Raw genomic sequence first — 24685 nt, forward strand, 5'->3', positions numbered from 1 at the left:
TGCAAAACAAAACACGCTGAAAGACTTCGCTTCGCTTAAGTTATGTGCGCCAAAATAAATCAATTTCACGATGAGAAAAAACGGTATAAATTGATGTCTGTCATAACTTTTTCTGGGGTCAGCATTGAAAAGTGATATCCCGCTCAATGCTCTGCGCGCATTTGAAGCTTCTGCCCGTCACCTCAACTTCACTCGTGCAGGCATGGAGCTATTCGTTTCTCAGGCTGCTGTCAGCCAGCAGGTCAGGCTGCTCGAAGAAAGATTAGGTGTGACGTTATTTAAAAGACTTTCACGCGGCCTTGAGTTAACCGATGAAGCCCGGCTGCTTTTTTCTGAAATTTCAGAACAATTTCATCGTATTGAGAAAGCGTATCGCCAGTTTGAAGGTGGACATTTCAGGGAGGCACTGACGCTATCCTGTGTGGGTACTTTCGCGCTGGGCTGGCTGCTGCCAAAAATTGAAGATTTCCAGCTACAACACCCCGCTATCGAACTGAGTATTCAGACCAACAATAACGTTGTAAGCATTGCCGGGGAGGGCGTCGATTTCGCTATAAGATATGGTTCTGGCAGTTGGGCATCATCACATAACCAGCTTCTGTTTGATGCACCACTCACGCTATTGTGCCAACCTGAAACAGCGAAAAGGCTGTTAAAGCCCACGGATATCACCGGCGAGACATTATTACGATCTTATCGTCATGACGAGTGGGATAACTGGTTTGCAGCAGCAGGCATACCCTCATTCAGAGTTAACGGTCCAGTTTTCGATTCATCACGTCTTATTATTGATGCTGTCCTGATCACCGGTGGCATCGCACTGGCACCTGATATTATGTTTGAAACGGAAATAAAACGCGGACTGCTTGTCAGGCCTTTTGATATTTATTCAGGCAATGATGGTTACTGGTTAACATGGCAGAAAGCCCGAAAAATGACCCAGTCGATGCAAATATTCTGTGAATGGATTATTCAAAAAATAATGAAACCGTGATGTTGTTCAGACTGACTCAGTCATCACGCGGCTGGTGTCAGAGAAGAGTCATCACCGATGTCCGACCGGCGCGTGGTGACACCACTGCGCCGGGTTAAAACATTTCAGGCAACGCAAGAAGGCCATTCTGCTCAGCGTTTTCAGGCGGACATCCCTGTCGCAGATTGCAAAGCAGGTGAAAGAATCGCGTGATTTAAGACAACTTACGCGGTTACGACTTGACTGAACCGCCTCTGGCGCCAGGCCTGAAAGCGTGCTTTTTCGCGCGCCAGGCGATGACAAACGCAACAGCCATAAAGGCCAGAAGCGCCCAGGGGAATGATTCAGCACCGGCATTATTGAGCAGTAGCCCGCCAGCGACGCCACCGCTGGCAATCGCCAGATTCCATGCGGTCGTTACCATCGCCTGAACGACATCGACATGATTGCCCGCCGAGTCGGCGGCGGCGGTCTGCATCTGGGTTGACGCGCCGCCAAACGACCATCCCCAGACGATGACGGCCAGAAACACAACGACCTGTTCCCGCATGCCTGCTGCAAGCACCCCAGAGACAACCGCCAGGGCCGCAAGGCTGAGCAGAACCAGATTGCGCAGATGGCGATCTACCAGCATTCCGGTAATCCAGATGCCAATAAGTGCCGCAATGCCAAAAACCAGCAGAATGAACCCCACGTTTGCAGCCAGTCCCGACAGCTGCAGGAACGGGCCGATAAACGTGTAAAGAATGTTGTGTGCCGTCATCCACAGAAAGATAACCGCCAGAACGGGTGTGACGCCGGGCATCAGTAAAACTTTCCACACAGGGAGGCGACGACCAGACTGCTGCCCCGGCAGGTCAGGCACCGCGATCCATGTCCAGATAAACAGAATTACGGCCAGAGCTGCCATAATCCCAAACGGCACTCTCCATCCCATCAGGCTGCCCAGCCATGTGCCTGCCGGTGTACCCAGTGAAAGAGCAACAGGAATACCCACCATAGCAATAGCCAGTGCGCGCCCCTGCAACGCAGCAGGAACGAGGCGGCGTGCATAGCCCGCCAGGATCCCCCATGCCAGTCCGGCTGCCACACCCGACATAAAACGGGCCGCCATCGTCAGCCAGTAACTGGATGACAGGGTGGTAATGGTGTTGAAAATCAAAAAAGTGCCGACGGCAAGCAGCAGCACTTTTTTACGCCGCCATCCACTGGTCAGCACCGTTAACGGGATCGCCGCAAGCAGCGATCCCAGCGCATAAATACTGACCAGCTGGCCCGCCATTACCTGGGTAACACCCAGGCCTTCTCCGATTTCCGGAAGCAGACCTGCCGGCAGCGTCTCTGTCAGGATGGCAATAAAGCCTGTCATGGCAAAGGCCAGCAGGGAAGCCAGAGGCAGACCCCGCTGGATTGTGGTTTCACTGAATTCTGAAGTGGTGTGCACGTGAGCCTCTTTTAAATCATTGATAGCGTGAAAACCTTATGGCAAAAGATTTTCTGATTAATGTATCGATTGGTATATATATGAAACTATAGACCGGCATGAGCCTTGTCAAGCACATATGTATCGATTAGTATTTATATCTGACATGTACAAACAGGAGCGGATATGGCTCAGATGGGACGTCCACGGAAATTTGATCGTGATGAGGCCATTCGTCAGGCGATGACCCTTTTCTGGCAATATGGCTACGAGTCCACCTCGCTTGCCATGCTCAAGTCGAACCTTGGTAACGGCATCACTGCACCGAGTTTTTATGCAGCGTTTGGTTCAAAAGAGGCGCTGTTTGAAGAAGTAGTGGAATGCTATGCGTCGACTTACGGCCAGGTTAACGATTGCCTGTGGGATGACACGCCTGAACCTCGTGAAGCTGTCGAACTGGCATTGCGCCGTTCGGCAAAAATGCAGACAGAACCGGGACATCCCAGCGGCTGCCTGATTGCGTTGTCCGTAAATACCTGTTCACCCGCGAATGATCACATCCGTAAAATTCTGGCGGTGCAACGCGAACGGACAAGGGCGGGATTTTTGCGATGCGTCTCGAGAGCGAAAGAGGCGGGACAGCTGGCTGCTGATACAAACGTGCGGGCGCTGGCCATCACTCTCCACAGTTTTGAACTGGGCCTGTCAACAGAAGCCCGGGATGGGGCAAGCGGTGAAGAGCTGGATGCGGCGGTATCAGCCGTGATGAAATTGTGGGATGCAAATATCCCTGATGCTAAGAATTGATGAGTAAGATCGTTTTCAGCACGCAGCGCGGGTATAAAAGGTACAGCGATGCAGATGCGTAAAGCCGATTGCCCTGACTATGGAAAAGCACCCTGATGACAATCAGATTTATCGCTGACGCCAGAACGTGGGCGAAAAACATTAAATGGGATGTACACGCGGTATGGCTTGCCGCCCGCGATCCCCGGACGCCGTTGCTGGCTAAAGTGCTGGCGTTGATTGTCGCTGCCTATGCCGTTTCCCCCATCGATTTGATTCCCGACTTCATTCCCATCATCGGTTATCTTGATGACCTGATCATCGTGCCATTGGGCATCATGCTGGTGGTGCGTCTTATTCCCGCCGAAGTCATGCGTGAGCATCGGGAGACCGCAGCGCAGGCCAGCAGACGTCCTGTCAGTCGCATAACGGCAGGCGTGTTTATCGTGATATGGGTGATTTGCGCCGTGCTACTGGTCAGGGCATTTATCTGAAGCGGAGTGAAGCAGGTAAAAGAGCATTAAAACAGGTTGAGAAGTCTGGCAATGAGGCGCGGGGGTTAAAGCACGTGAAAATATCACCTGCGGCAGTGTAGGGCGGAAAAGACGGATATCTCTGAAAAGCAACGTTCAGGTGTAATGCGTGGATGCGTGCTGTCAGGCCTGTCACTGCACACTGTAGCAAGCCCGCACCGCACGGGCTTTAGGCTGCTTTACAATCCCACCAGCGTAATATGTTTCTTCATCGTCAGCGCTTTATATAACGCGTTCGCCAGGTTACCTGACGCTATTTCAGGATGAGCGCCGTCTGAATCGGTTTAGAACGATTTAATACGCAACAGGGTATTAATGCTGGTGACGCGCTCCATCTCCAGCACAGCCAGCACAGGGTAGCGCATTTCGCCGAGTTGCTCTGTTGTATCTGCTTCTATCACCGCGGCGCGGGACGCCTGACTGTCAAAGATAACGTGGCATCGTGCGCCGTTCAGATTGAGTATGTCGATAACTTCGTAAAGGCACTCAACAGCCTCTGCACTGTAGGTTGCGGGCACATTAAACATAGCAAATCCCTCTGACGCAAAATGTAGTGAGCAGCCAGCATAGGCGAACTCTAATGAGAGGAGAAGTTACTGTTTTTGCATGAGAAATGTAGAGTTCTAAGGTTACGATAACGCGCGTTATTTTTACTCTTATTTAGGATGGCACTAAAGTTAAGCGAAGCGCAGGCGGGTCATGGCGGCAGGGCGCGGATTTGACTTAAAGAAACATTCTCACAGGGCCGGCTAACCGTTCCAGTGCGAAGTGTATTTATAGCAGCACACAGCGCGTCAGCTGCGTGCTTTCGTCATTTTACAGGATGAATATTAGGTTAAGTTTAAGATTTATCGCTGTGTTAAATCATAAACTTCTTATACCCGTAGCGCTTAATGCTAAAGAAGCAATGAACTAAAAAGCCTGATATGCTCCCGCGATTCACTGGATAATCTTATGCATGAAAATGCTCAGTGGGTCTGCAAGGTAAGGGGGGAAAGGGTCACAAACCTCATATCCGCATCTGCGATAGAGTGCTATAGCAGGTTGTTGATGAATGCCCGTTTCCAGCCGTAACTGATGGCACCGATTCTCCCGCGCAAGCTGCTCCAGAGACCCGACGATAAGTTCTCCCAGCTTACGGCCTCTGAACTCAGGGCGGATATAAACGCGCTTAATTTCACCAAAGCCAGCTTCCTGAAAGAGCACAGCACCACAGCCCGCTGGAACACCTTCTTTATCTCTGACCATCAGACAACGGAGGTTTTCATCACTGACGGTTGATAAGTCCAGCGAATGATTACTCTCGGCGGGATAAAGTTCTGCTAAAAAAATATCGAGTTCATTCACCAGACAACCTAATTCAGAATCACTTTTGTTTACTTCCGAAATGTAAAACATTGATCACCCGTGATTTATCTTCCAGATTGTCAATCTATCACGACCTTTCAGTATTATTGAATGCCTTTGACTGAATCGTGCCCTGCAGGTTTTTGTTAAAATGTGCCAGCGCTATTCAGCCTCAAACCGCAGGCTTCGCTGTGCCATCATGCTGACTCTGCGTTGCATTCAGTTTGAGGCAGATTAGCCTGCATCAGCCTCAGTGTTTAAGCGGCATGGCCTGTCATAATGATCCAGTAAACTCCTAATAAACATCTAATAATTAACTGGTATAGTGACGCAAAAAAATAGTGACGGAAGTTTATCTATGCTGAAGAAATATCGGGGTTCGCAAATTCTTTTCCACTGGCTGACGGTCTTACTGATTATCGTCGCCTACGCTACCATCGAGCTGCGCTGGATGGCAGAGAAGGGAACCTGGCAGCGAAATGCGGTGATGATCACCCACTTTTCCGCAGGCTTCTGCGTCATGATCCTGATGATAGCCCGCCTCTGGCTGCGCACCCGTTCTGTAACGCCGCCTATTACGCCGCCCGTGGCGCGCTGGCAGACGGGTCTTTCACATCTGGTGCACACGCTGATTTATGCGCTGTTTGTGGTCTTACCGGTTCTCGGGCTGAGCTCGCGTTACCTGCGTGGAAAAGAGTGGGCCCTGTTTGGGATCAATATGCCTGTGGCGACATCGCCCGATCCCGCTACTGCCAGTATGCTGATTGACTGGCACGAAACGCTGGCCCCGCTCGGATACTGGTTAATTGGTCTGCATGCGCTGGCGGCGCTGTTCCATCACTATTTTATGAAAGATGACACGCTGCGCAGGATGATGCCGTAACTGCGTCTGCTGAAATCCCGGAGCGGGACGATCGTAAACGGTCCGGCACTCAGGTGTCGGATGAACAGGAATATTGAGGACAATCATGCTCTGGCTGATATCGAAATATGCCATCACGGCTTTTATGGTCGTGCTGATTTCAGAAGCGGCTAAGCGTAGCGATCGACTGGGCGGTTTACTTGCCGCCTTACCGCTGGTCACCGTGCTGGTGCTTATCTGGATGAAGGTGGAAGGGCAGACGCAGGAAAAAATCAGTGCTCATGCCTGGTACACCTTCTGGTATGTGGTGCCGACACTGCCCATGTTTATTCTGTTCCCCTTTCTCTATCAGCGCACCGGCTTCTGGCTGACGCTGCTCATCTCCTGCGCTATCACTATCCTGCTTTTCACATTCTGGGCGCTGCTTCTGAAACGCTTTGGTATCGTGCTGATGTAGCGCTATGCCGCTAAGGTAAGCACGACGACCTCATGAGAGTCGGCAATAAAAAAACCGCCTCGCCAGGCGGTTAAAATCATCTTACCCTCCACTACGCGGGCCGGACTCTGGCCTTCGTCGGATGCCCGTCACGCCCGTCATCATGGGTATGGTCCGGGTCAGGCTCAATGATAACAATATAGTCTTTGCCAACTCCGTCGCGCGTTAATGTAACTAAATCGCCGGCAACGGGTTTGGAATCAAAATCATGTTCCTCTTCAACGCCCGTATCTTCGAATATCACACCGAATTTCATATTTCCGTCCTCTTTGTGATGAGCCGCGCCGTTAACCCGGTTTTATGCTGACGCTTACCTGATGAATTCTAGCCTGGACTGAAAATGCCACCTGGCTCAGTGGATTAGCGGGTTCCGATTTGGGATGTAATAACTGGCGGATGCCAGGAGACGCGCGGCCATCGGACGGTCGTATTAATCAATCATTAATGCCGATGGCTTGGCGCTTTTTCGCTGTGGCTAATTTGCCAGACTCTCTCTATGATGGATTTTTTCCCGGGTGATTATCGGGAGCTATCAATGACTTAGGGAAGTAACCTCGCGATGACCTTGTTAAATGACCTCGATTTACGTCAGCTGGAAGCTTTCTCGGCCGTAATTTCTGCGGGCAGCGTCACTGCGGCGGCCAAAGCGCTGAACCGCTCGCAGCCTGCCGTTTCCCGCCTGATTCAGGAATTAGAGCAGTCGCTGGGTTACCCGCTGTTTATTCGCAATGGCCCGCGTATTCATCCGTCAGAAGAGGCGTTGCAGCTGCATCAGTATGTGCAAAAAGCGCTGCTGTCATTGCAACAGATTCGCTTACGCGCGCAGGAGATCGCGCATCAGCAGCATCGCCCACTCAGCATTGCTGCGACGCCCGCGCTGGCTGCCGGTCTGTTGCCGCAGGCGCTGGCCGCGCTGAATCTTCAAAATAAAGTGCAAATCATCAGTGAATCCGCCGTACAGACAGCGCATGCGGTGATCACCGCAGAGGCTGACATCGGCTTATGCAGCCTGCCGCTGGAGCATCATGCGGTCGAGCTGCACTGGATTGGGCAGTCGCAGTGCGTGGTTGCGCTGCCCGAAGACGATGAACTGGCGGCGAACAGTGAGCTATCGCTGAGCCAGCTGGCAGGCCGCCGTTTAATTGCGCCCTGGAGTCCGCAGCGCTTACGTGGACGCTATGAAAAAGCGCTGAAAAAGGTCAAAGCACCGCTGCTGGAAACCATCGAGACCAACTCATCGGCGAATATTCTGGGCTGCGTGCGGGCCGGATTAGGCGTGGCGATCCTCGAGCCTGTCACGGGCTGGGGGATGCCGCTGGCCGGTGTGGCGATCCGCCCGATTCAGGAAGACATACCTTACTTCTTTGGTGTTATCACCCCCCAGGGCCGACAGATCTCCAGCGCGGCGCAGGCACTGGTGGACGCGCTGGCGGAGGCCGCCGCGCAACTGTTGCCCGGATTTGAACGTCTGGCAGCCAGTGAACATCCGCGAATTATGCGCATCATCAACCAGGAGTGATACCGGCATGCAGGTCACCGTCACTCTTAAGAGAGATTCCCGTCAGTTTCGCTGGATTTTGTGAGCCAGGTATTAAGGCCCGACCGGACACGCCGCGATAAAAACCTTCATTTTCAACGCTTATAACGTATCTGGCATAAGATATAAGAAATCCATTGGTTAAACCCTGAGCACAATTCTTGACTCCGATCCGGGGCAGGAGGATTATGCGAAAACTTAGCTCTTACTATGCGTTTTGATGATTGTTAGCCGCCTATTATGTATTTAAAGGATAATAGGAAAGGCACGTTCACCGGCGCGTTTTAACCGTTTTCGCTCGCTCTCAGGCGATCGCTGACACCAGGGAAATTGCTCTATGACGTATGCCGCCAAAGGTCTTGCCGCGCTCGAAGCTCAGCTTCAGCAGGATCTGGAATTTCTGGAACTGCCCGCTAAATCATGGGTACCGGAACACACCTTCCAGACTGCGCCGGTGCGCGACGTAGTGGTGATTGGTGCGGGCATGTGCGGTCTGGCAGCGCTGGCGAAATTACAGCTCACCGGCATCAGCAATATCGTGGCCTATGACGCTGCACCCGCAGGGCTGGAAGGGCCGTGGATTACCTTTGCGCGCATGGAAACACTACGCTCGCCGAAATCGCTGCACGGTCCGGCACTGGGTCTGGCACAACTGACCTTCCGTGCGTGGTTCACGGCGCAGTGGGGCAATGAAGCATGGCAGGCGCTGGACAAGATACCGAAAGCGCAGTGGATGGATTACCTGATCTGGTATCGCCGGGTGCTGAATCTGCCGGTGCAGAACAACGTGCGTGTCAGCAATATCGCGCAGGCCGGAGAATTTATTGCGCTGGATCTGGACGGTGCCGAAACCGGACGTGTTTACACACGTAGTCTGGTACTGGCCACCGGACGTTCAGGGCTTGGCGGTTTTGCTGTACCGGATTTCCTGCAAGGCATTGACCGCCAGTTCTGGGCTCACTCCGCCGATGACATCGATTTTGCGGCATTGCAGGGCAAACGCGTTGCGGTGATTGGTGCCGGGGCCTCGTCGATGGATAACGCGGCGACCGCACTGGAGCAGGGCGCGAGCGCGGTAGATCTGCTGATTCGTCGTAAAGAGATGCCGCGAATTAACAAGATGACCGGCATCGGCAGCCAGGGCGTGGTGCACGGCATGCATGAGTTGCCGGATGCGTGGAAATGGAAATTTGTCGATTACACCGCCGCGACACAAACCCCGCCGCCGCGTTCATCAACCCTGCGCGTGTCCCGTCATGATAATGCGCGTTTCTTCCTCGACTGCGGCATTAATGCCGTTAAGCAGGAAGCCGATAGCCTGCTGATCGAAACCACCCAGGGCGCATTGCGCTATGACTTCCTGATCGCTGCCACCGGCTTTACCAATGATTTCCACGGCCGCCCGGAGTTTGCTGCTATCGCGCCGCATATCCGTAGCTGGGCCGACGGTCGCTATCAGCCGGAGATGGGGCCTGCGCGTCACAGCCTGCTGGAAGCGCCGGATCTCGGCCCTTCGTTTGAATTCCGCGAATTAACACCGGGTGCCTGCCCGATGCTGGCACACATCCACTGCTTTAACGATGCTGCGATGCTGACGCACGGCAAAGTCTCCGGCGACATTCCGGCAGTGAGCGCGGGAGCCGATCGTCTGGTGCGCGGCATTGCTGCCTCGCTGTTTGCTGAAGATGTCGATCAGCACTTCGCCAGCTTACAAGCTTTTGACACCCCTGAATTGCAGGGCGATGAATGGGTGGATTCAACCCCGCTACTAAAACAGGAGAACACGCTGTGAGCGACGCTATTGATCAGGCCGCCGGATTAACACCAGAAGAGGCGTTGTATCAGACACGTCGCCTGCGTCCCGAATTTGTGGAAGGCGCAGAAGCGTGCCGTCTGTCCGTGCTGACACCGGAAGATGAACAGGGTTTACCTGCGGATCTGCGCCTGGCGCTGGCCCGGCGTATGGCGGTGCTGAATGACGACGTGCCGCTGCAGCGCGATTATCAGGCACAACTGGCGGCGTTAAATCCGTCAGAAGCGCTGCTCGCCCTCGCTGCGGGTGACGTTGTGAATGAAGAGCCACTGGCCACGCTTGCACGCCACACCGACCTGGTGACACAGCAACCCATTCAGGCGACCGAACAGCATATTCGTCTGCTGGAACAGGCCGGATTAACCAATCCGCAGATTGTTGCGCTCTCGGAACTGATTGCCTTTGTTAACTTCCAGACGCGCGTTGCGGCTGGCTTACGTCTGATGAGGTCCGCATGATTCCGTCGGTTAATCTCAAGCCACTGCACTGGCATCCCTACATCACGCCAGTGGATGTTGAACAGGCGACACCGGCGCAGCTTGATGCGATGAAAGTGACGCCGTCCAACAAGAAAATCTCAGAGTACGTCCGCACGCTGGTCCACGATCCGGAGAGCTATACCGCACGCACCGGATTATTCAACGCCATTATGTACGTCGAAGGTGGCCTGGACCGTGCTGATCGTGAGCTGGGCGCGCTCGGTGCTTCAATCGTTAATGGCTGCCGCTACTGTGCGGTGGTGCATGCGCGCCGTCATGCCCAACTGGCTGACAGCGACACCGTGGTCAGTGCCATCTATTTCGATCGGGCGGATGTATTAGGGGAGCGCGACGCGGCTATCTATCACTTTGCAAATCGTTTGTCCGTCACGCCGTCGGAAGCCACGCCGGACGATGTCGCCGCGCTGCGCGCCGTTGGGATGAACGATCAGGAAATTATCGACCTGATTCATGCTATCGCCATTTTTGGCTGGGCCAACCGTCTGATGCATGTGCTCGGCCATGCTGACCTGAATAAATAAGGGCTGCACCGGATGTTAGAACTCAACAATATTACGCTCGCTTACGGCAGCAACCCGATTCTGAAAGGCGTCGATCTGTCGGTAAAGCGCGGCGATGTGGTATCGATTATCGGGCCAAGTGGCACCGGCAAAACCACGTTACTGCGCTGCATTAACTATCTGGCGAAGCCATCCGCGGGGACGATTCAGCTCGATCAGATTCGCATGGACTATCAGTCCCCCGACAAAGCTGCGATTCAGGCAATCCGTCTGCGTACTGCCATGGTATTTCAGCAGTTCAACGTGTTTAAGAACATGACGGTGCTGGAAAATGTGATGGATCCGCTGATCGTTATCCAGCGTAAAACTAAGCAGCAGGCGCGCGACATCGCCGTGCAGGAGCTGGAGCGCGTAGGACTGGGGGCAAAACGCGATCACTATCCGTCGCAGCTCTCTGGCGGCCAGTTACAGCGTACCGGTATCGCCCGTGCTCTGGCGGTGCGGCCGGATGTAATGCTGTTTGATGAACCGACCTCATCGCTCGATCCCGAGCTGGTGGGTGAAGTGCTTAAAGTGATTAAAGATGTGGCGTCATCCGGCATTACCTCGCTGCTGGTGACGCACGAAATGCAGTTCGCGAAAAGCATTTCGAATCGCATCGTGTTTATGGATCAGGGTGTGGTCGCGGCGCAAGGAACGCCTGCAGAGATGTTTGATAACCCGGCGCTGCCACGCCTTGCCCAGTTCCTCAACTCAGAAAAAGTATTCTAATAAATAAAGGAATCAGTGACATGCCTGCAATCAAAACTACTTTACGTCGCCTGGCCGCGCCTGGCATCATCGCGCTGGCCCTGATCAGTGGTAACAGCTTTGCTGACGCCGTACGCTCGATCAAAATCGCCACCGCAGCGGAGTCGAAACCGCTGTCATGGGGTGCAATCGGCCATGAGCCGGAGGGCTACGAGCCGGATGTGCTGAAAGCCATCAACGCGAAGCTGCCACAGTATAAATTTGTGATGGAAGGCGCGGCGGACATCGCTCAGGAAACCGGTCTGGTGACCGGCAAGTACGACATGGCGACGGGCGGATACTATAAAGCACCTGCGCGCAGCAAACAGTTCCTGATCCCGGATGCACCGATGGGTGCCAGCCTGATGAAGATTTACAGCCGCAGCGACAGCAATATCAATGGCATGAAAGACCTGGTCGGTAAAAACATCGTGCCGGTAACTGCAGGCGGTGGCGTGTATAAGTTTGTCACCCAGTGGCAGCAGGAAAACCCGACTGACAAAATCACCATCAAAGCCTCCAGCGCCGGTGTACCTTACCCGGATCGTCTGAAAGAAGTGCAGAACGGTAAATATGACGCGCTGATCCTGCCTTCAAATCTGGGCGAGCAGACGGTCATCGACAACCAGAAGCTGGCGATCAAAGCTAGTGAGCCAGTGGCGATTAACAACACCTATGTGCTGATCCACCGCTCTGTTGAAAACCAGGCACTGAATGATGACATCGCCAAAACCCTCAAAGAGCTTAAGGCGGACGGCACGCTGGATAAGCTGGCGCGGAAGTGGTTTGGCGAAGACGTTACGAAGTACATGAAGTAACAGATTCACTGCGCCCGGCGCTGAACCGGGCGCATGCTGTCCTTTTTAGCAGGAGTGTTTCACCGTGAATCTATCCTCCATGATTCCAGAACTGCTGTCGGCGCTGCCTCTGACGCTCGGCATCATGTTTGTGGCGATGATTGTCGGGTTCTTTCTGGCGCTCATCGCGACGTTGTTCCGCGTGCGCCGTATTCCCGTGATCAGCCAGCTGGCCGATCTCTACGTTTCCTATGCGCGCAGCGTGCCCGTGGTGCTGCAGCTGTTTGTCGCCTTCTACGGTATGCCACTGATTACCGATAACTTTGGCTTCAGCGACTTCTTCACGGCCAACGTGGCGGCGATGATTGGTCTGAGCCTGTATCACGGCGGTTATCTGTCTGAAGTGATGCGCCCGGCGTACCTGGCGGTTGAGCGGGGTCAGCACGACGCCACCGACAGCCTGGGCTACAGCTTTCGCCAGAAAATGCTGCGCGTTATCGGCCCACAGGCGGTGCACTTTGCGCTGCCGGGTTACGGCAATGCCATTATCTATCTGATTCATAACGTGGCGCTGGTGATGTATATCGGGGCGGCCGATGTGATGGCGACCGCGCACCTGATCATGGAACGCGATTACAACCAGTATCAGTTCGGCACCTATCTGGTGCTGGCCGTGCTCTATTCACTACTGTGCGGTGTGGCGTGGCTGGTTATCCGCTTCTTTGAACAACGTCATGCGAAGTACAGCTCTAAGTCTGCGCCACGCGTGAAGTTCACCACCAGCGTCTGAGTGAGGAAGAAAAACCATGTTTGATGCTGAGGTTTTGCTGCCAGACTTCTGGAGCATTCTGGATGCCGTGCCGGTGACGCTGTTGATGGCGGTGACGGTGTTTATCTGTTCGACACTGTTGGGCGGGCTGTTTGCGTTTGTTGAGCATCGCCGCATTCCGGTGCTGCGCCAGCTGGTGATCACCTACAAAATCGCCTTTAAAGGCGTGCCGATGGTGGTGGTGATTTTCCTCGCCTATTACGGCCTGCCACCGGCGCTGCACTTTGTTGCCACGCTGATTGGCGTCGAGGTCAATGCCCATTCACTGCCGAACTGGGTGATCATCATTGTCGCGCTGAGCGCCTGTGTAGCAGCATTCCAGGCTGAAGTGTGGAAAGGGGCGCTGAACTCGTTCGACAGCGGACAATCGGATGCCGCCCTGTCACTCGGCTACAGCGGGGGGCAGCTGTTTCGTCGGGTCATGTTCCCGCAGATTATCGTGGCGGCGATCCCCGATCTGGCGAATGCCTTTATGGTGATCATGAAAGCCCTGTCGCTGGCGTTTGCCATCGAAGTGGTGGATATCTTTGCCCAGGCACAATTAACGGCGGCACTGAACTTCTACTATCTCGAAGCCTTCCTGATTGCGGTGGTGTTCTACATGGTGATTGCTTATATGGTTACTAAGATTGCCGACAGGATTGAGGCTGCGCTGCGCGTGCGCACCTGAATGATCAGGGCATTGTCATGAATGGGCCGTTCCATGTGACTTTTGCCGATCAATTCAGGATCAGCTGAACGATCCCGTAGCGCTATAAGAATCCGGCAACGTTCTGTTGCCGGTTTTTTTATGCCGCTCAATCAGGCTCCTGAGTGACCCAGGAATAGTAGCCTGTGCGTTGTTACAGACGATGGACTTATTACAGATGACCGATGACAAATTCAGGCTCATAAAAAACAGGGAAATTCACCGATCTGGCAATAAAACAGACTTTGTGAATTTCATGATGAATAGCCATCGCTGAGTCGGGATCACTACCCGCTGCTAACGTGATTTCAGGTCTCAGAATTGCCGAAACAAAGCGACCCGCGCCGCCTGGTAAAATTTCACCTGTCGCTATCGGTGAATCTTCATATTTCAGAACCGTGATCCCGGCATCTGACGCAAGATGCAGATACCAGAGCATGTGACAGGCAGAAAGAGAGGAGATCAGGAGGTCTTCTGGATTCATTTTAGTGGCATCGCCACCCAGTAACGGATCATTGGAGCAGTGGATAATGTCTTTGCCGGTTATAGCGATGTCCCATGTCCTCGCATAGGCCTTATAGCCTGATGTGCCCGTACCCAGGTTACCGGTCCAGGATATACGCGATGTATAATGATGTTCCATGTTCCGCCTCTCTTATTGATGATAAAAATGGGTTCTCTGGATGAGGTGTTTCAGGAAAGCGAGTCAGTTCATACCTGTAAGCCAGGTTTACTCAATGCATGACTGTGTTGCTGACATCAGCGATAACGCAGCGCTGCAATGACTTCCGCCAGCGCCGGTGCCTGCTGATGTCGGCTGGCATAATAAAGATGATATCCCGGAAACTGCGGCCACCAGCGTTCAAGCACCGGAATAAGCTTACCCGATGTAATATGCGGCTGTGCCAGATCCAGCGGGATATAAGCAAATCCCAGACCGTCCAGGGCCGCCTGCATCATAAGGTAGGTGTTGTTAAAAACGGTCTGACCCGTCACCCGCACCGTTATCGGTTTCCCTTCCTGGTCAAAATCCCAGGCGTAGAGCCCTCCGTGTGTCGGAAGCCTCAGGTTGATGCACTGATGTGCCGTTAAATCAGCGGGCACCGCAGGCAAGGGTCTTCCCTGCAGGTATTCCGGTGAAGCCACCACAGCCATGTAAAAGTCCGGGCCAATCCTCACGGCGATCATGTCTTTATCGACGATATCACCCAGCCGGACGCCGGCATCAAACTGCTGCGCCACAATATCCGTCAGCGAATAATCGACACTCAGTTCTATCTGGATGTCCGGAAAGCGTTTCAGTAAAGGCTGTAGCCGGGGCCAGAGGATGGAATCGATAGCGTGATCGTGCGCGGTGATGCGCACGGTTCCTGCCGGCTTCTCACTCAGGGCGCGCAGAGCCACCAGCTCGCTGTCGAGTGTGCTCAGCATCGGCTGCAGGGTGCTAAACAGGCGTACCCCAGCCTGTGTAAGCGACACGCTGCGCGTGGTGCGCGTCAGCAGTCTGACTCCCAGCCGTGCTTCCAGCGCCGTTATGGCATGACTCAGCCCGGAGCGTGACATGCCAAGCTGAGCGGCCGCTCGGGTAAAGTTTTTTTCCCGCGCCACGATCGTGAAAGCGCGAAGGTCGTTCAGATTTTCAGCTGTCATTGTTGCATACCATGCACATAAGCATTCAGATTTACCTGGCTTATCAACCAATCCAGCCAGGCCTACACTTAAAAAGTGCCGGGTGTGATGGCCGCACCCGGCTTTTCCCGTCTGAAAAACGGAGCCTGCATGAAGAGACTTGCCGTTGCTGCAGTGTTCCTGGCACTGTCTGTTTCAGTCACCTACGCAAAGGAGATCACCCCGATGATTACGATTATGCAAAGCGGAGCAAAACCCTCCGTCAAAGGTTCGTCAGACTATTTCACCGGAACGGTTCGTATCGATTCACCCTTTCAGGGCACTGAGCCTGCGCGTATCGGCGGGGCTACCGTGACGTTCGAGCCTTCTGCCCGCACGGCCTGGCATACGCATCCGCTGGGTCAGACGCTGATCGTGACGGCTGGCGCTGGCCTGGTGCAGGAGTGGGGTGGTCCGGTGCGTGAAATCCGGCCCGGCGACGTGGTGTGGATACCGACCGGCGTTAAGCACTGGCATGGGGCAGCACCGGAAACGGCCATGACCCATATTGCCATCGCCGAAGCCCAGGACGGCAAGGTCGTTGACTGGATGGAGCAGGTCACGGATGAGCATTATGCCTCAGCCGACAGGTCATGAACGTAATCTGATGAAACGGGGCCTCTGCTCCGTTGTCATGCTGTGCGCCGCGCTGGCTTTGCCGTTCAGCGCTGCCACTGCTTCCCTTCCTGACTCACCGAAAAGGACCGATATGATGTCTGAAACACAGGAACAGCCTCTTACCGCACAGCATAAAAACATGGCTGTTATTGCGGCCCGTGCCGCAGCGGGTAATCTGCCCGGGCTGAACAACGCTCTGCAGCAGGGACTGGATGCCGGGCTGAGCATCAGTGACTGCCGTGAAATTCTGGTTCAGGTTTATGCTTATGCCGGTTTTCCCCGCAGCCTGAACGCGCTGGGCGAGCTGATGAAGGTCATCGATTCACGCAGAGCACAGGGCATTCAGGACGACGAAGGCCGGCTGCCCGGTCCATTGCCAAAGCCAGAGGAGATGCTGGCAGCGGGCACCAAAAACCAGACTGCGCTGGTCGGAAAGCCGGTCAGCGGGCCCCTGTTCGGGTTTGCCCCGGCTGCAGACGCGTATCTGAAGACGCATCTTTTCGGCGATATTTTCAGTCGTGACAACCTGGACTGGAAAAGCCGCGAGCTGGCTACTGTAGGGATGCTGGCCGCCATGCCCGGTACCGAGCCGCAGCTGAAAGCGCACCTGAATATGAGCATGAATGTGGGCGTGACGCAGTCTCAGCTTGCGGAGCTGGTGGCTTTCTTTATGGAGAATGACGAACAGGCCAGCGCTGACCGGCTGCAGGCAGCTCTCGACTCAGTTCTCGCCGGTTAAGCTATTCGTTGATACAGACATTTTGCGATACAGACGTTTTACGCCTGTCCGGATGCCCGGACGGAAAGTCATTACGATGTCTTGAGCGTGTACTGGCGGCGTTACGCAGGCAAAAAGATCGGCAGATTGTCAAAGATCCTACATACGTCGATTAATACATCGTATGGATAAAATTCCGTTTGCGAAGCTGACCGACTACTTCAATCAAAACCTGAATAAGTAATCAGTGAGGCATGCAGTTGTTGCATGCCTGCACCTCCGGGAATCGGCAACAATACCGGTTCCTGTTATGCTCTCTGAAAAGGTCCTGCCGACAGTGACAGCAAAAACCTGCAGCCGGATGTGACAATGAGGATCGGCAGGGCATCAGGTTGAGTGCAGAGAAGTAATCAGCGCTGGTTTGAGGATATCTCAATCAGGAATGTCAGCTAATGCGCTGACTCTGCTCGCGGCGATACTTATGATAATCCTCATCACACTCGGCTGAGCAAAAAGCCGTTTCGGCCACGACAGCTTCATCTTTGCACCAGACGCATAAGCCGTTGGGACTGGTAAGTTTGCTCTTACGGGCTGCCAGCGAGGCGGCAAGATGCGCCTCTTCGCGTTCCTGAGCCAGATCAACATCATCCATAAATTTCCAGAGCCTCATTGAATTTCAAAGATCAAAACACAAACCATTAAGTTCAGAGAAAGCGTTTGTGTAAACGAATGCGTAATTATACAGCAAATCAGGCTGATACTTAATCACAGCGCTATATTTCCATAGTCTTACACTGACTTTCAGAATTATCAGGAAACAGTGTGCCGAAGCCCACTATTTCTTCCCTGCTCCAAAGGGAGCAGAGATTAATAGTTTCTGTTGAGCCGACTGGCTTGACTGAATTAATGTGCCAGAGATGACCGTCAAAGCTCTCAGCCATTTATTTGCATGTTTAATGACTGATTCCGGATTATTAAATGCTGTGTAACTATGCAGACACCCTGAAACAGTCGCTTTTGAAATCGTGTCAGAGCCAGCGTTATGCTTTATTAATTTCAGCGTCAGTTGGCGTTGATCTGCATAACACCTTGCGCTGACTTGTTTTACACATTTCATGATTCGGCATCGAAACTACAGCTCTACTTTAAAAGTGTAAGAATTAATGCTTAGTGCATGATTTTCCCCTGATTTTAGCTACAGTTGGTATCACTCTGATTACATCACAATGGTTTTACGATGCCGACATCTTTAACCTCCACGCTTTATGCACGCCTGCGGCTGCTGCTCTCCATCACTGCCGGACTGATATGCTATTTTCTGCTCTCTGATCAACCCGGGCAGATGCAGCGGTTACTGATAAGCTGGAATGTCTGGGCCTGGCTCTATCTTTGTATTCTCTGGTTTCGCATGCTGCGTACCGATGCGACGGGCATCAAGCGCATTGCGCAACAGCAGGATCAGAGTGCTGCACTGGTACTGGGCATTGTGATCGTGGCCTGTATGGTCAGCATTGTGGCCATCCTGAGTGAACTGCCCACGCTAAAAGGCCTTACCGGCACCCCGCGACTGCTGCATCTGTTGCTGACGGCAATGACGCTGATTGCATCCTGGGCCATGCTACCCAGCGCATTTGCAATGCACTATGCCCACCAGCACTATCTTTACCGGGATAACAGGGTGAGTCCGCTGATCTTTCCGGATAATACGAAAAATCCTGGCTACTGGGATTTTCTCTACTTTTCATTCACCATCGCGGTTGCCTCGCAGACGGCAGATGTCGCCACCGGAACAACAGAAATGCGTAAGCTGACGTTATTGCAGTCTGTTATCTCATTTATTTTTAACCTGGCTATTCTGGGCTTATCGGTCAATGTCGGTGCCGGTTTGCTTAATTAGGCTGTTTAGATCAATCGAACGCCGGACAACGTTTATCGGGCGTGAGCTTCTGAAATAATCTGGTCAACTGTCGTGATTATAACAATGTGTAATAAGGTGTTGGCTGCCTCTTCACCAGACACCTGCTGCCGTGTAAGTTCGTGGGTGATTTACGCTATTGTCCCCCTAATCCGATAAGGAGAAATAGAGTGAAAACCACCGCCATGGTCACTACCAGCCTGTTAATGCTGATAAGCAGTGTTCACGCTAAAGGTCTGACGACATCAGCAGAGGATAACAAGCTTACCGTCAGCTTTGGTCAGCCCACCATCAAACAGGTGCTGCACTACCGCAAAATGTATGACAAAAAGCCGTTTCCGGATGCGGAGATTTATTACTACGATAACGGCACCTATAAGATCATTTCTCAGGGGGAAAACCATTACGGCGTTTATGTCATGCAGGGCAGGTTTGATGATGAAACCTTCACCGTTCGCTTTATCTCACTGCCTTCATCCGACTGGGGCAATAAAACGGCCTTTCACCAGTTAACCTTTATCAGAAATGAAAAGCAGAACGTTTTTATTCAGAACGCAATTTTGGATACCGGCGAGGCCATCTCGCAGCAAAATGGCACCTATACGCAGGAAAAAAACAGCGTAACCAATCCGGTTTCTACCCGCTGGGAAAACAAATAAGTTTTGCTTAGCAGGTCTGACACGCTTCCAACTTTGACCGGCTGCAGCCTGGCCGGTCACTGTTGTTCTCAAAAGAGGAACAGCCGCATTGTAATGCCTTATTCTTTTCCTCTCAGCCCGACGTCCCTGATGCGTCATTCCGGTTGTGTTTAAGGCCAGGGAAGTACACTACCGGTAATCAGTCTGTGAGTTATATCGCCAACTTTTTACTGATACTAAACTCCATTCTTCCTGAATTTTATCAGGTCCCGAGGCGTAAATATGGACAGAGCGTTGCCCCTGCTGGATGCGCAGGATGTTACTTTTTCAGTCGGGGATCGCCAGTTACTGCGACCCATCTCTCTGCAGCTAAATCAGGGCGATTATGTGTTACTGACCGGTCCATCCGGCAGCGGAAAAAGCACGCTTCTGAAAATTCTTGCTTCACTGATTACCGCAACTACAGGCCAAATCTTCTTCAGGAACAGTGACATCACCACGCTTAAAGCGGAGACCTATCGTCAGCAGGTGTCGTACTGTTTTCAGACGCCACAACTGTTTGGTCTGACGGTTTATGAAAATCTTGCGCTGCCCTGGCAGATTCGCCGTCAGAAGCCGCAACGGGACAAACTCGTTGCTGCGCTGGAAAGCGTTAATCTTTCTCCTGACATGCTGGATAAACCGGTTGAACAACTTTCAGGCGGAGAAAAGCAGCGTGTCGGACTGCTCCGCAATCTGCAGTTTATGCCTGACGTACTGTTACTGGATGAAGTGACCAGCGCCCTTGATGAAGAGAACAGGCTGGCCGTACTTTCACTGATTAACCGGATTGCAGCTGAAGAAAAGGTGGCGGTGGTGCGGATCAGTCATGATGTCAGCGATATTCAGCAGGCCGGGTATGTGCTGCGCCTTGAGCCGCCAGAAAAGGAGAATGCGCGTGAATCAGCATAATATCAGTGACACCTCGCTGTTGCTGTCGCTGACGCTGGTCGTCATAGCGCTGCTTATCAGCCAGAAAGAAAAACTGGGCATGGGCAAAGATATTGTCTGGAGTGTTTGTCGGGCCATCGTTCAGCTGGTCATCGTCGGCTTTGTGCTGAAGTCGATTTTCGATGTCAATAACAGCTGGCTGACGGTCCTGATGGTGCTGTTTATCTGCGTGAATGCTGCGATCAACGCCCGCAAACGCGGTCGGAATATTGATAACGCCTTTGCGATAGCCTTTACCTCAATCTTCAGCGGCACCGTCATCACACTGACGATTCTGGTACTGAGCGGCGCGATAGCGTTTGTGCCCATGCAGGTCATTCCCATTTCAGGCATGATCGCCGGGAATGCTATGGTTGCGGTAGGGCTCTGTTTCAGCAATCTGAATCAGCGCATCAGCGACAACCACCAGAAAATTATGGAGATGCTGAGCCTGGGTGCATCGGTGAAGCTTGCCTCAGGCCGGATTATTGCTGACAGCATTCGCACCGCGATGATCCCGACAGTGGATGCAGCTAAAACCGTCGGGCTGGTCAGCCTGCCCGGTATGATGTCCGGACTGATTTTCGCCGGAATCGATCCGCTAAAGGCAATTAAGTATCAGATTATGGTGACCTTTATGCTGATAGGCACCGCCAGCCTGTCAACTATCATCGCAGTCTGGTTATCCTATCGACGATTTTATAATGCCAGAGCGCAGCTGAAGATATCGGGGGCAAAGCCGGACTGATAGTGCTGATGGTTGTGGTAAAAATCACGGCCAATGAAAAATATTTCTTTAAATCAGCATTAAATATGCAGCCCTGCGGATGTAATCAGGCCTGAGGGAAATAGTGGGTGACTCCGTTTTGCGTATAAATATTGCTTTCATAAAGGACATGGATTGTCCCTGAATGCCGAACCGATAGCGCAGAGTCAGGCATTGGAATTAGTTACATCATACTTAGTGTTAATGATCTGGAGTGTTCCATAAATTATACTCTGCAGCTATTTAGCCTGGCAGTATGTCAGATTTCCTGAAACAGGGTTTAGCAGCTGCTGAAATTAATACTGCACTGAAATTATAGGACCCGAATTCTCAGCCCCCGATATTTTAAGGCGGTGAACTGGGCCGGAGTATACCTCAGTCTTTCAGGAAGGCGTTAATAATGGTCATGCCTGCCGCATTGCTACGTTTGGTAACGCGAAGCATTCCACCACCAAAATAATTCCCCGCAGGTTCACACACTTTTATGCGTCTTTGCAGATCTGGATCGTTAACATCTACGCCAGAACAGCTGTTACGACTGCCGCCCGAAAACTCGCTATATGCCGTATAGGTACTAGTGCTACCGGGAAGTAGCCAGACTACAGTGGTGAGCAGCATGTAACTTAAAAAGATAACCATCAGAATGGCCCCTGCGAAAAGTTTGATGTTATTCATCATGCCAGTGACAGCCTCGCCCTTACCCCATTTTTTTATTATCAGAAAAACGGACAATCCAAGAGGCACGGCAGCGCACCATAATGCGTTGAGTAAGGGTTGTGCCAGAAAGGTAGTGCGTTCGATTTCATTGAGCCACACAAAAAAAGTAAATATGCAGCCCAACGCACTGGTGATTATCAGCGCTAAACGAGGTGTCGAAAAGGAATTGATCATAAACTCTCTCCATGAGTCAGTTTTAAGTAATATGAGTCACGCGATTAATTCCGCGACCGGCACGTAGCCTGAACCTGCAGGTAGTACGGTGAGTCATAGATCAGGCGAAAGTATTTTGCGGCTAAAGATTATCATGCAGCTCTTCCGATAGACAAATAGCATGAACTTTATTTATGTTTTAAATTGTTCCATAACATGAGGAGAGCGAAATGATTGTCAGAACATGGCACGGATGCGTACCGCTCAGGCATGCAGAAGGCTTTGCGACTCACCTGCAAAAGACCGGTGTAGAGCATTCAGAAGGAACACCAGGCAATCTGGGAGCCTGTGTGCGCAGGGAAACGCAGGGTGAATGGGAGCATTTTTTTCTTGCTACATACTGGGAAGACTTAGAGGCAATCAAAGCCTTTGCAGGCGAACAGTATCAGATTGCCGTGACATATCCGGATGATGAGCAGTTTGAACTGCTATCAGATCCCTACGTTTTCCAGCACCACGTGCAGAAAGTAACACCTTTGTAGTTATTTCCCCGCTGCCGCCTGGCGGCGGCTTGTCTCTGATTCAGCATATTCCCTCAGAAGATTTATTGGCCTGGAATAGGGAGAAAAAAAACCTTTAAATTGTAGATTGATCGATCTACAATCAGTCATCAGAACAGGAGAGTCTCATGAAATCATCTGCAGGCAGACCCAGAGAGTTTGATCCAGACGTGTTCCTCAACACGGCACTTAACTGCTTCTGGCAGAATGGCTATCAGGCCACATCCATGGCTGATCTGATGAAAGCTTCAGGACTGGCCAGTGCCAGCATCTATAAACTTTACCCGGATAAGCGCGCTATCTATCTTGCAGCTTTACAGCGCTATATGGATGAGGGCACTTTAAGAACAAAAAAACGAACCGCAGAAATGTCGCCAGAAGCCGCCTTGCGAGAGACGCTTGAATTTGCTGCTCAGTTATCCTCCGCGCCCGCCGGAGAGAGAGGCTGTTTTACAATTGCCGCAGCCAGTGAGCTTTTGCCTGGTGACGAAGAGGTTAAAGCCAAAGTTTCTGCAAAATTTAAAAATATAATCAACGAATTAGAGTGCATATTACTCAGAGGCCAGCAACAACACGTTTTTCGCCGGGATGAAGAAGCGAGAGTAGTAGCAAAAAGCCTTTTCATGATGATTGAGGGTATGCGGATATATGGAAAGATTCAGCCAGAAATTGAAGATATCCGAAGAAGTAATGATTTTATTATCAGAACACTACTTTTAAGCGTCAATGCTGGCGCAGCTAAGGCATCATCATGATCGCGACCGGCACTATTGTCCGGCGGAGAAAAAGAAGAAAAACAATGATTGTGCTGGAATGCTCAGACAATATGATTCTATGTGGTTGGATCGATAAAGGACGGTTCTTTAAAAGAAGCTTCCCGCTTTCTGAACTTGAGATATGCGTCCCTTATTCAAGTTTCTGGTCACTAACGTAAAAGTGGCACAATGACTAGTATCCAGGATGACAGTTGGTGTTAATTATTCATGGGCAGTTTGTATCGCAGCGAGTTTTCCAGATTATGGAGTGCCCAGATTAAAGAAAGCACTCATCTTTCGTAATTTGACTGTATCAGCCCAGTCAGAAGCATTAACACAGGTCAAAAATCAACCCCTTGTTAAATATCGAAATATTCACTAAACATCTTATATGCTCATCATGATAAAAGGTGTAAGTATATCAATTATAATGCGTCTGAAATTTTCAAATTGGATTATTGTTCGAATTCTAGTGATTGCCGGACAACACCCTGTCCGGCAATCCGCTATTTTACATCAGCATTAAAGCTCAGCTTAATTCTGCGCCGGCTGGGCCTGCTGATTTTTTTCCGCCTCTTTCTGTTTTTTCTTCGCCATATGATGACCGACTGCGCAACCTGCTGCGGCACCGGCAACACCATGATGATGAGCAACATGACCTGCCACACCGCCGACTGCGGCGCCTTTAAGACATCCTTCGGCGTGAGCCTGTAAATTCACTGACAAAAACAGACCGGTAGCCATAACAATAACTGATAATTTTTTCATCTTTTTTATATCCTGATAGTCAGAGTTGCAGGTTGAACTCCGCTCAGCATAGCCAGGCATCAGGGTGTTTCACTCGTCAGGATACAGGAATCACGAAGTTAGTTACCTGTCGTTACGCTTTTAACAAAATAAATGAAATGGGTGTTGTATTTTTAATCAGGAGCACGGCATCCGGTCTGTCACCCGAAAAGACGGGCGCGGAGTGCTCTGCGGAGAAACTCGCCTTATCTGCCTGAGACGTGAAAGGGTGGCCCTATGATTATGCCTCAAATGCCTGACCTCGGTGTGACCGCTGTTCACTTGCGGGCAGGGGTTATATGCTGATTATTAAACGGCGGGTAAACAACTTTGCAGATTTATTATTTAAACAGTTTTCATTTAATTTTCGAGTATATTCTGACGACTGCCTTTCTCTTAATAAATTCTTAATCTTGTTAGGTTATAAATAACAGGCTAAGTTCAGTAAAAATAAAAAAAATAAAACTTGATCCCAAATGAGAAAAGTTGTTTATATGTGACTGTCCGAAGAGGCAGCCAAAAGCACCTGTTTATTCCATGTTCTTACGT

At 51.7% G+C, this 24685-nt stretch carries 30 protein-coding genes; 21 read left to right on the forward strand and 9 right to left on the reverse strand.

What is annotated here, in order from left to right:
* The first annotated feature begins 112 nt into the window (after positions 1-112).
* A complete protein-coding gene (locus tag BY447_RS21560) occupies positions 113-994 on the forward strand; it encodes a LysR family transcriptional regulator (protein ID WP_416376697.1) in 882 nt (293 codons plus the stop codon).
* 211 nt (positions 995-1205) lie between these two features.
* Here BY447_RS21560 and BY447_RS21565 read toward each other — a convergent pair whose 3' ends face one another.
* Positions 1206-2417: an MFS transporter gene (locus BY447_RS21565; RefSeq protein ID WP_110332188.1), complete on the reverse strand. Its 1212-nt coding sequence runs from the start codon at positions 2415-2417 to the stop codon at positions 1206-1208.
* 165 nt (positions 2418-2582) lie between these two features.
* On the opposite strand from BY447_RS21565, the gene BY447_RS21570 reads away from it, so the two are divergent.
* Both BY447_RS21570 and BY447_RS21575 read left to right on the forward strand, forming a co-directional pair.
* A complete protein-coding gene (locus tag BY447_RS21570; RefSeq protein WP_110332189.1) occupies positions 2583-3203 on the forward strand; it encodes a TetR/AcrR family transcriptional regulator in 621 nt (206 codons plus the stop codon).
* Positions 3204-3298: 95 nt separating this feature from the next.
* Complete coding sequence (locus tag BY447_RS21575) at positions 3299-3676, forward strand: YkvA family protein (RefSeq protein ID WP_110332190.1); 378 nt, start codon at positions 3299-3301, stop codon at positions 3674-3676.
* A gap of 323 nt (positions 3677-3999) precedes the next feature.
* Here the strand turns inward: BY447_RS21575 and BY447_RS21580 are convergent, their stop codons facing one another.
* Together BY447_RS21580 and BY447_RS21585 are read right to left on the reverse strand one after the other, a co-directional pair.
* Positions 4000-4242 carry a hypothetical protein gene (locus BY447_RS21580; protein ID WP_323859528.1) on the reverse strand — a complete coding sequence of 81 codons (243 nt, stop codon included), beginning with the start codon at positions 4240-4242 and terminating at the stop codon, positions 4000-4002.
* Positions 4243-4654: 412 nt separating this feature from the next.
* Positions 4655-5113, reverse strand: a complete 459-nt coding sequence (locus BY447_RS21585; protein ID WP_110332191.1) for a GNAT family N-acetyltransferase — start codon at positions 5111-5113, stop codon at positions 4655-4657.
* Between the two features lie 307 nt (positions 5114-5420).
* On the opposite strand from BY447_RS21585, the gene cybB reads away from it, so the two are divergent.
* Both cybB and BY447_RS21595 read left to right on the forward strand, forming a co-directional pair.
* Entirely contained in the window at positions 5421-5945 is a 525-nt protein-coding gene (cybB, locus tag BY447_RS21590) for a cytochrome b561 (RefSeq protein ID WP_033784755.1), read from the forward strand.
* 85 nt (positions 5946-6030) lie between these two features.
* The gene (locus BY447_RS21595; RefSeq protein ID WP_110332192.1) at positions 6031-6381 is read left to right on the forward strand and encodes a DUF3147 family protein; all 351 of its coding nucleotides are present in this window, start codon (positions 6031-6033) and stop codon (positions 6379-6381) included.
* 91 nt (positions 6382-6472) lie between these two features.
* Here BY447_RS21595 and BY447_RS21600 read toward each other — a convergent pair whose 3' ends face one another.
* Complete coding sequence (locus BY447_RS21600) at positions 6473-6676, reverse strand: hypothetical protein (protein WP_013196355.1); 204 nt, start codon at positions 6674-6676, stop codon at positions 6473-6475.
* A 303-nt stretch (positions 6677-6979) separates the two neighbouring features.
* On the opposite strand from BY447_RS21600, the gene BY447_RS21605 reads away from it, so the two are divergent.
* The 8 genes from BY447_RS21605 (at position 6980) to BY447_RS21640 (ending at position 13855) form a co-directional block, all read left to right on the forward strand.
* The gene (locus BY447_RS21605; protein WP_033784754.1) at positions 6980-7939 is read left to right on the forward strand and encodes a LysR family transcriptional regulator; all 960 of its coding nucleotides are present in this window, start codon (positions 6980-6982) and stop codon (positions 7937-7939) included.
* Between the two features lie 355 nt (positions 7940-8294).
* Entirely contained in the window at positions 8295-9749 is a 1455-nt protein-coding gene (locus tag BY447_RS21610; protein WP_110332193.1) for an NAD(P)-binding domain-containing protein, read from the forward strand.
* Positions 9746-10228, forward strand: coding sequence for a CMD domain-containing protein (locus BY447_RS21615; RefSeq protein ID WP_110332194.1), 483 nt, complete (start codon positions 9746-9748; stop codon positions 10226-10228). Before BY447_RS21610 ends, BY447_RS21615 begins: the two co-directional genes overlap by 4 nt.
* Entirely contained in the window at positions 10225-10791 is a 567-nt protein-coding gene (locus BY447_RS21620; RefSeq protein WP_033784751.1) for a peroxidase-related enzyme, read from the forward strand. Before BY447_RS21615 ends, BY447_RS21620 begins: the two co-directional genes overlap by 4 nt.
* 12 nt (positions 10792-10803) lie before the next feature.
* A complete protein-coding gene (locus BY447_RS21625) occupies positions 10804-11541 on the forward strand; it encodes an amino acid ABC transporter ATP-binding protein (protein ID WP_013196350.1) in 738 nt (245 codons plus the stop codon).
* A gap of 20 nt (positions 11542-11561) precedes the next feature.
* On the forward strand, positions 11562-12377 hold the full coding sequence (locus tag BY447_RS21630) for a transporter substrate-binding domain-containing protein (RefSeq protein ID WP_110332195.1): 816 nt from the start codon (positions 11562-11564) through the stop codon (positions 12375-12377).
* A 79-nt stretch (positions 12378-12456) separates the two neighbouring features.
* Positions 12457-13146: an amino acid ABC transporter permease gene (locus tag BY447_RS21635; protein WP_199226964.1), complete on the forward strand. Its 690-nt coding sequence runs from the start codon at positions 12457-12459 to the stop codon at positions 13144-13146.
* Positions 13147-13162: 16 nt separating this feature from the next.
* Entirely contained in the window at positions 13163-13855 is a 693-nt protein-coding gene (locus BY447_RS21640) for an amino acid ABC transporter permease (RefSeq protein WP_110332197.1), read from the forward strand.
* 190 nt (positions 13856-14045) lie between these two features.
* Here BY447_RS21640 and BY447_RS21645 read toward each other — a convergent pair whose 3' ends face one another.
* Entirely contained in the window at positions 14046-14516 is a 471-nt protein-coding gene (locus tag BY447_RS21645) for an OsmC family protein (RefSeq protein ID WP_110332198.1), read from the reverse strand.
* A gap of 116 nt (positions 14517-14632) precedes the next feature.
* Positions 14633-15523: a LysR family transcriptional regulator gene (locus BY447_RS21650; RefSeq protein WP_110332199.1), complete on the reverse strand. Its 891-nt coding sequence runs from the start codon at positions 15521-15523 to the stop codon at positions 14633-14635.
* 129 nt (positions 15524-15652) lie between these two features.
* Between BY447_RS21650 and BY447_RS21655 the strand changes: the two genes are divergently transcribed.
* Positions 15653-16138, forward strand: a complete 486-nt coding sequence (locus tag BY447_RS21655) for a cupin domain-containing protein (RefSeq protein ID WP_110332200.1) — start codon at positions 15653-15655, stop codon at positions 16136-16138.
* Between the two features lie 112 nt (positions 16139-16250).
* A complete protein-coding gene (locus tag BY447_RS21660) occupies positions 16251-16898 on the forward strand; it encodes a carboxymuconolactone decarboxylase family protein (RefSeq protein ID WP_323859529.1) in 648 nt (215 codons plus the stop codon).
* 424 nt (positions 16899-17322) lie between these two features.
* On the opposite strand, the gene BY447_RS21665 is transcribed toward BY447_RS21660, so the two are convergent.
* Positions 17323-17529, reverse strand: coding sequence for a hypothetical protein (locus BY447_RS21665; RefSeq protein ID WP_033735188.1), 207 nt, complete (start codon positions 17527-17529; stop codon positions 17323-17325).
* A gap of 585 nt (positions 17530-18114) precedes the next feature.
* Between BY447_RS21665 and BY447_RS21670 the strand changes: the two genes are divergently transcribed.
* The 4 genes from BY447_RS21670 (at position 18115) to fetB (ending at position 21147) form a co-directional block, all read left to right on the forward strand.
* Complete coding sequence (locus BY447_RS21670) at positions 18115-18774, forward strand: DUF1345 domain-containing protein (protein ID WP_110332202.1); 660 nt, start codon at positions 18115-18117, stop codon at positions 18772-18774.
* 203 nt (positions 18775-18977) lie between these two features.
* The gene (locus BY447_RS21675; protein WP_199226966.1) at positions 18978-19451 is read left to right on the forward strand and encodes a hypothetical protein; all 474 of its coding nucleotides are present in this window, start codon (positions 18978-18980) and stop codon (positions 19449-19451) included.
* 261 nt (positions 19452-19712) lie between these two features.
* Positions 19713-20381, forward strand: coding sequence for an iron efflux ABC transporter ATP-binding subunit FetA (fetA, locus tag BY447_RS21680; protein ID WP_110332204.1), 669 nt, complete (start codon positions 19713-19715; stop codon positions 20379-20381).
* A complete protein-coding gene (gene fetB, locus BY447_RS21685) occupies positions 20368-21147 on the forward strand; it encodes an iron efflux ABC transporter permease subunit FetB (protein WP_110332291.1) in 780 nt (259 codons plus the stop codon). Before fetA ends, fetB begins: the two co-directional genes overlap by 14 nt.
* A 393-nt stretch (positions 21148-21540) precedes the next feature.
* On the opposite strand, the gene BY447_RS21690 is transcribed toward fetB, so the two are convergent.
* Entirely contained in the window at positions 21541-22056 is a 516-nt protein-coding gene (locus tag BY447_RS21690) for a hypothetical protein (protein WP_323859530.1), read from the reverse strand.
* Positions 22057-22265: 209 nt separating this feature from the next.
* On the opposite strand from BY447_RS21690, the gene BY447_RS21695 reads away from it, so the two are divergent.
* On the forward strand, positions 22266-22577 hold the full coding sequence (locus BY447_RS21695) for an antibiotic biosynthesis monooxygenase family protein (RefSeq protein WP_107320308.1): 312 nt from the start codon (positions 22266-22268) through the stop codon (positions 22575-22577).
* Positions 22578-22723: 146 nt separating this feature from the next.
* Positions 22724-23350 carry a TetR/AcrR family transcriptional regulator gene (locus BY447_RS21700; protein WP_110332205.1) on the forward strand — a complete coding sequence of 209 codons (627 nt, stop codon included), beginning with the start codon at positions 22724-22726 and terminating at the stop codon, positions 23348-23350.
* A gap of 534 nt (positions 23351-23884) precedes the next feature.
* Here BY447_RS21700 and BY447_RS21710 read toward each other — a convergent pair.
* On the reverse strand, positions 23885-24118 hold the full coding sequence (locus BY447_RS21710; protein WP_110332293.1) for a hypothetical protein: 234 nt from the start codon (positions 24116-24118) through the stop codon (positions 23885-23887).
* Positions 24119-24685 lie beyond the last annotated feature (567 nt).

Origin of the sequence: Pantoea sp. JKS000250, assembly GCF_003201065.1 — a bacterium.
Lineage (GTDB): Bacteria > Pseudomonadota > Gammaproteobacteria > Enterobacterales > Enterobacteriaceae > Pantoea > Pantoea vagans.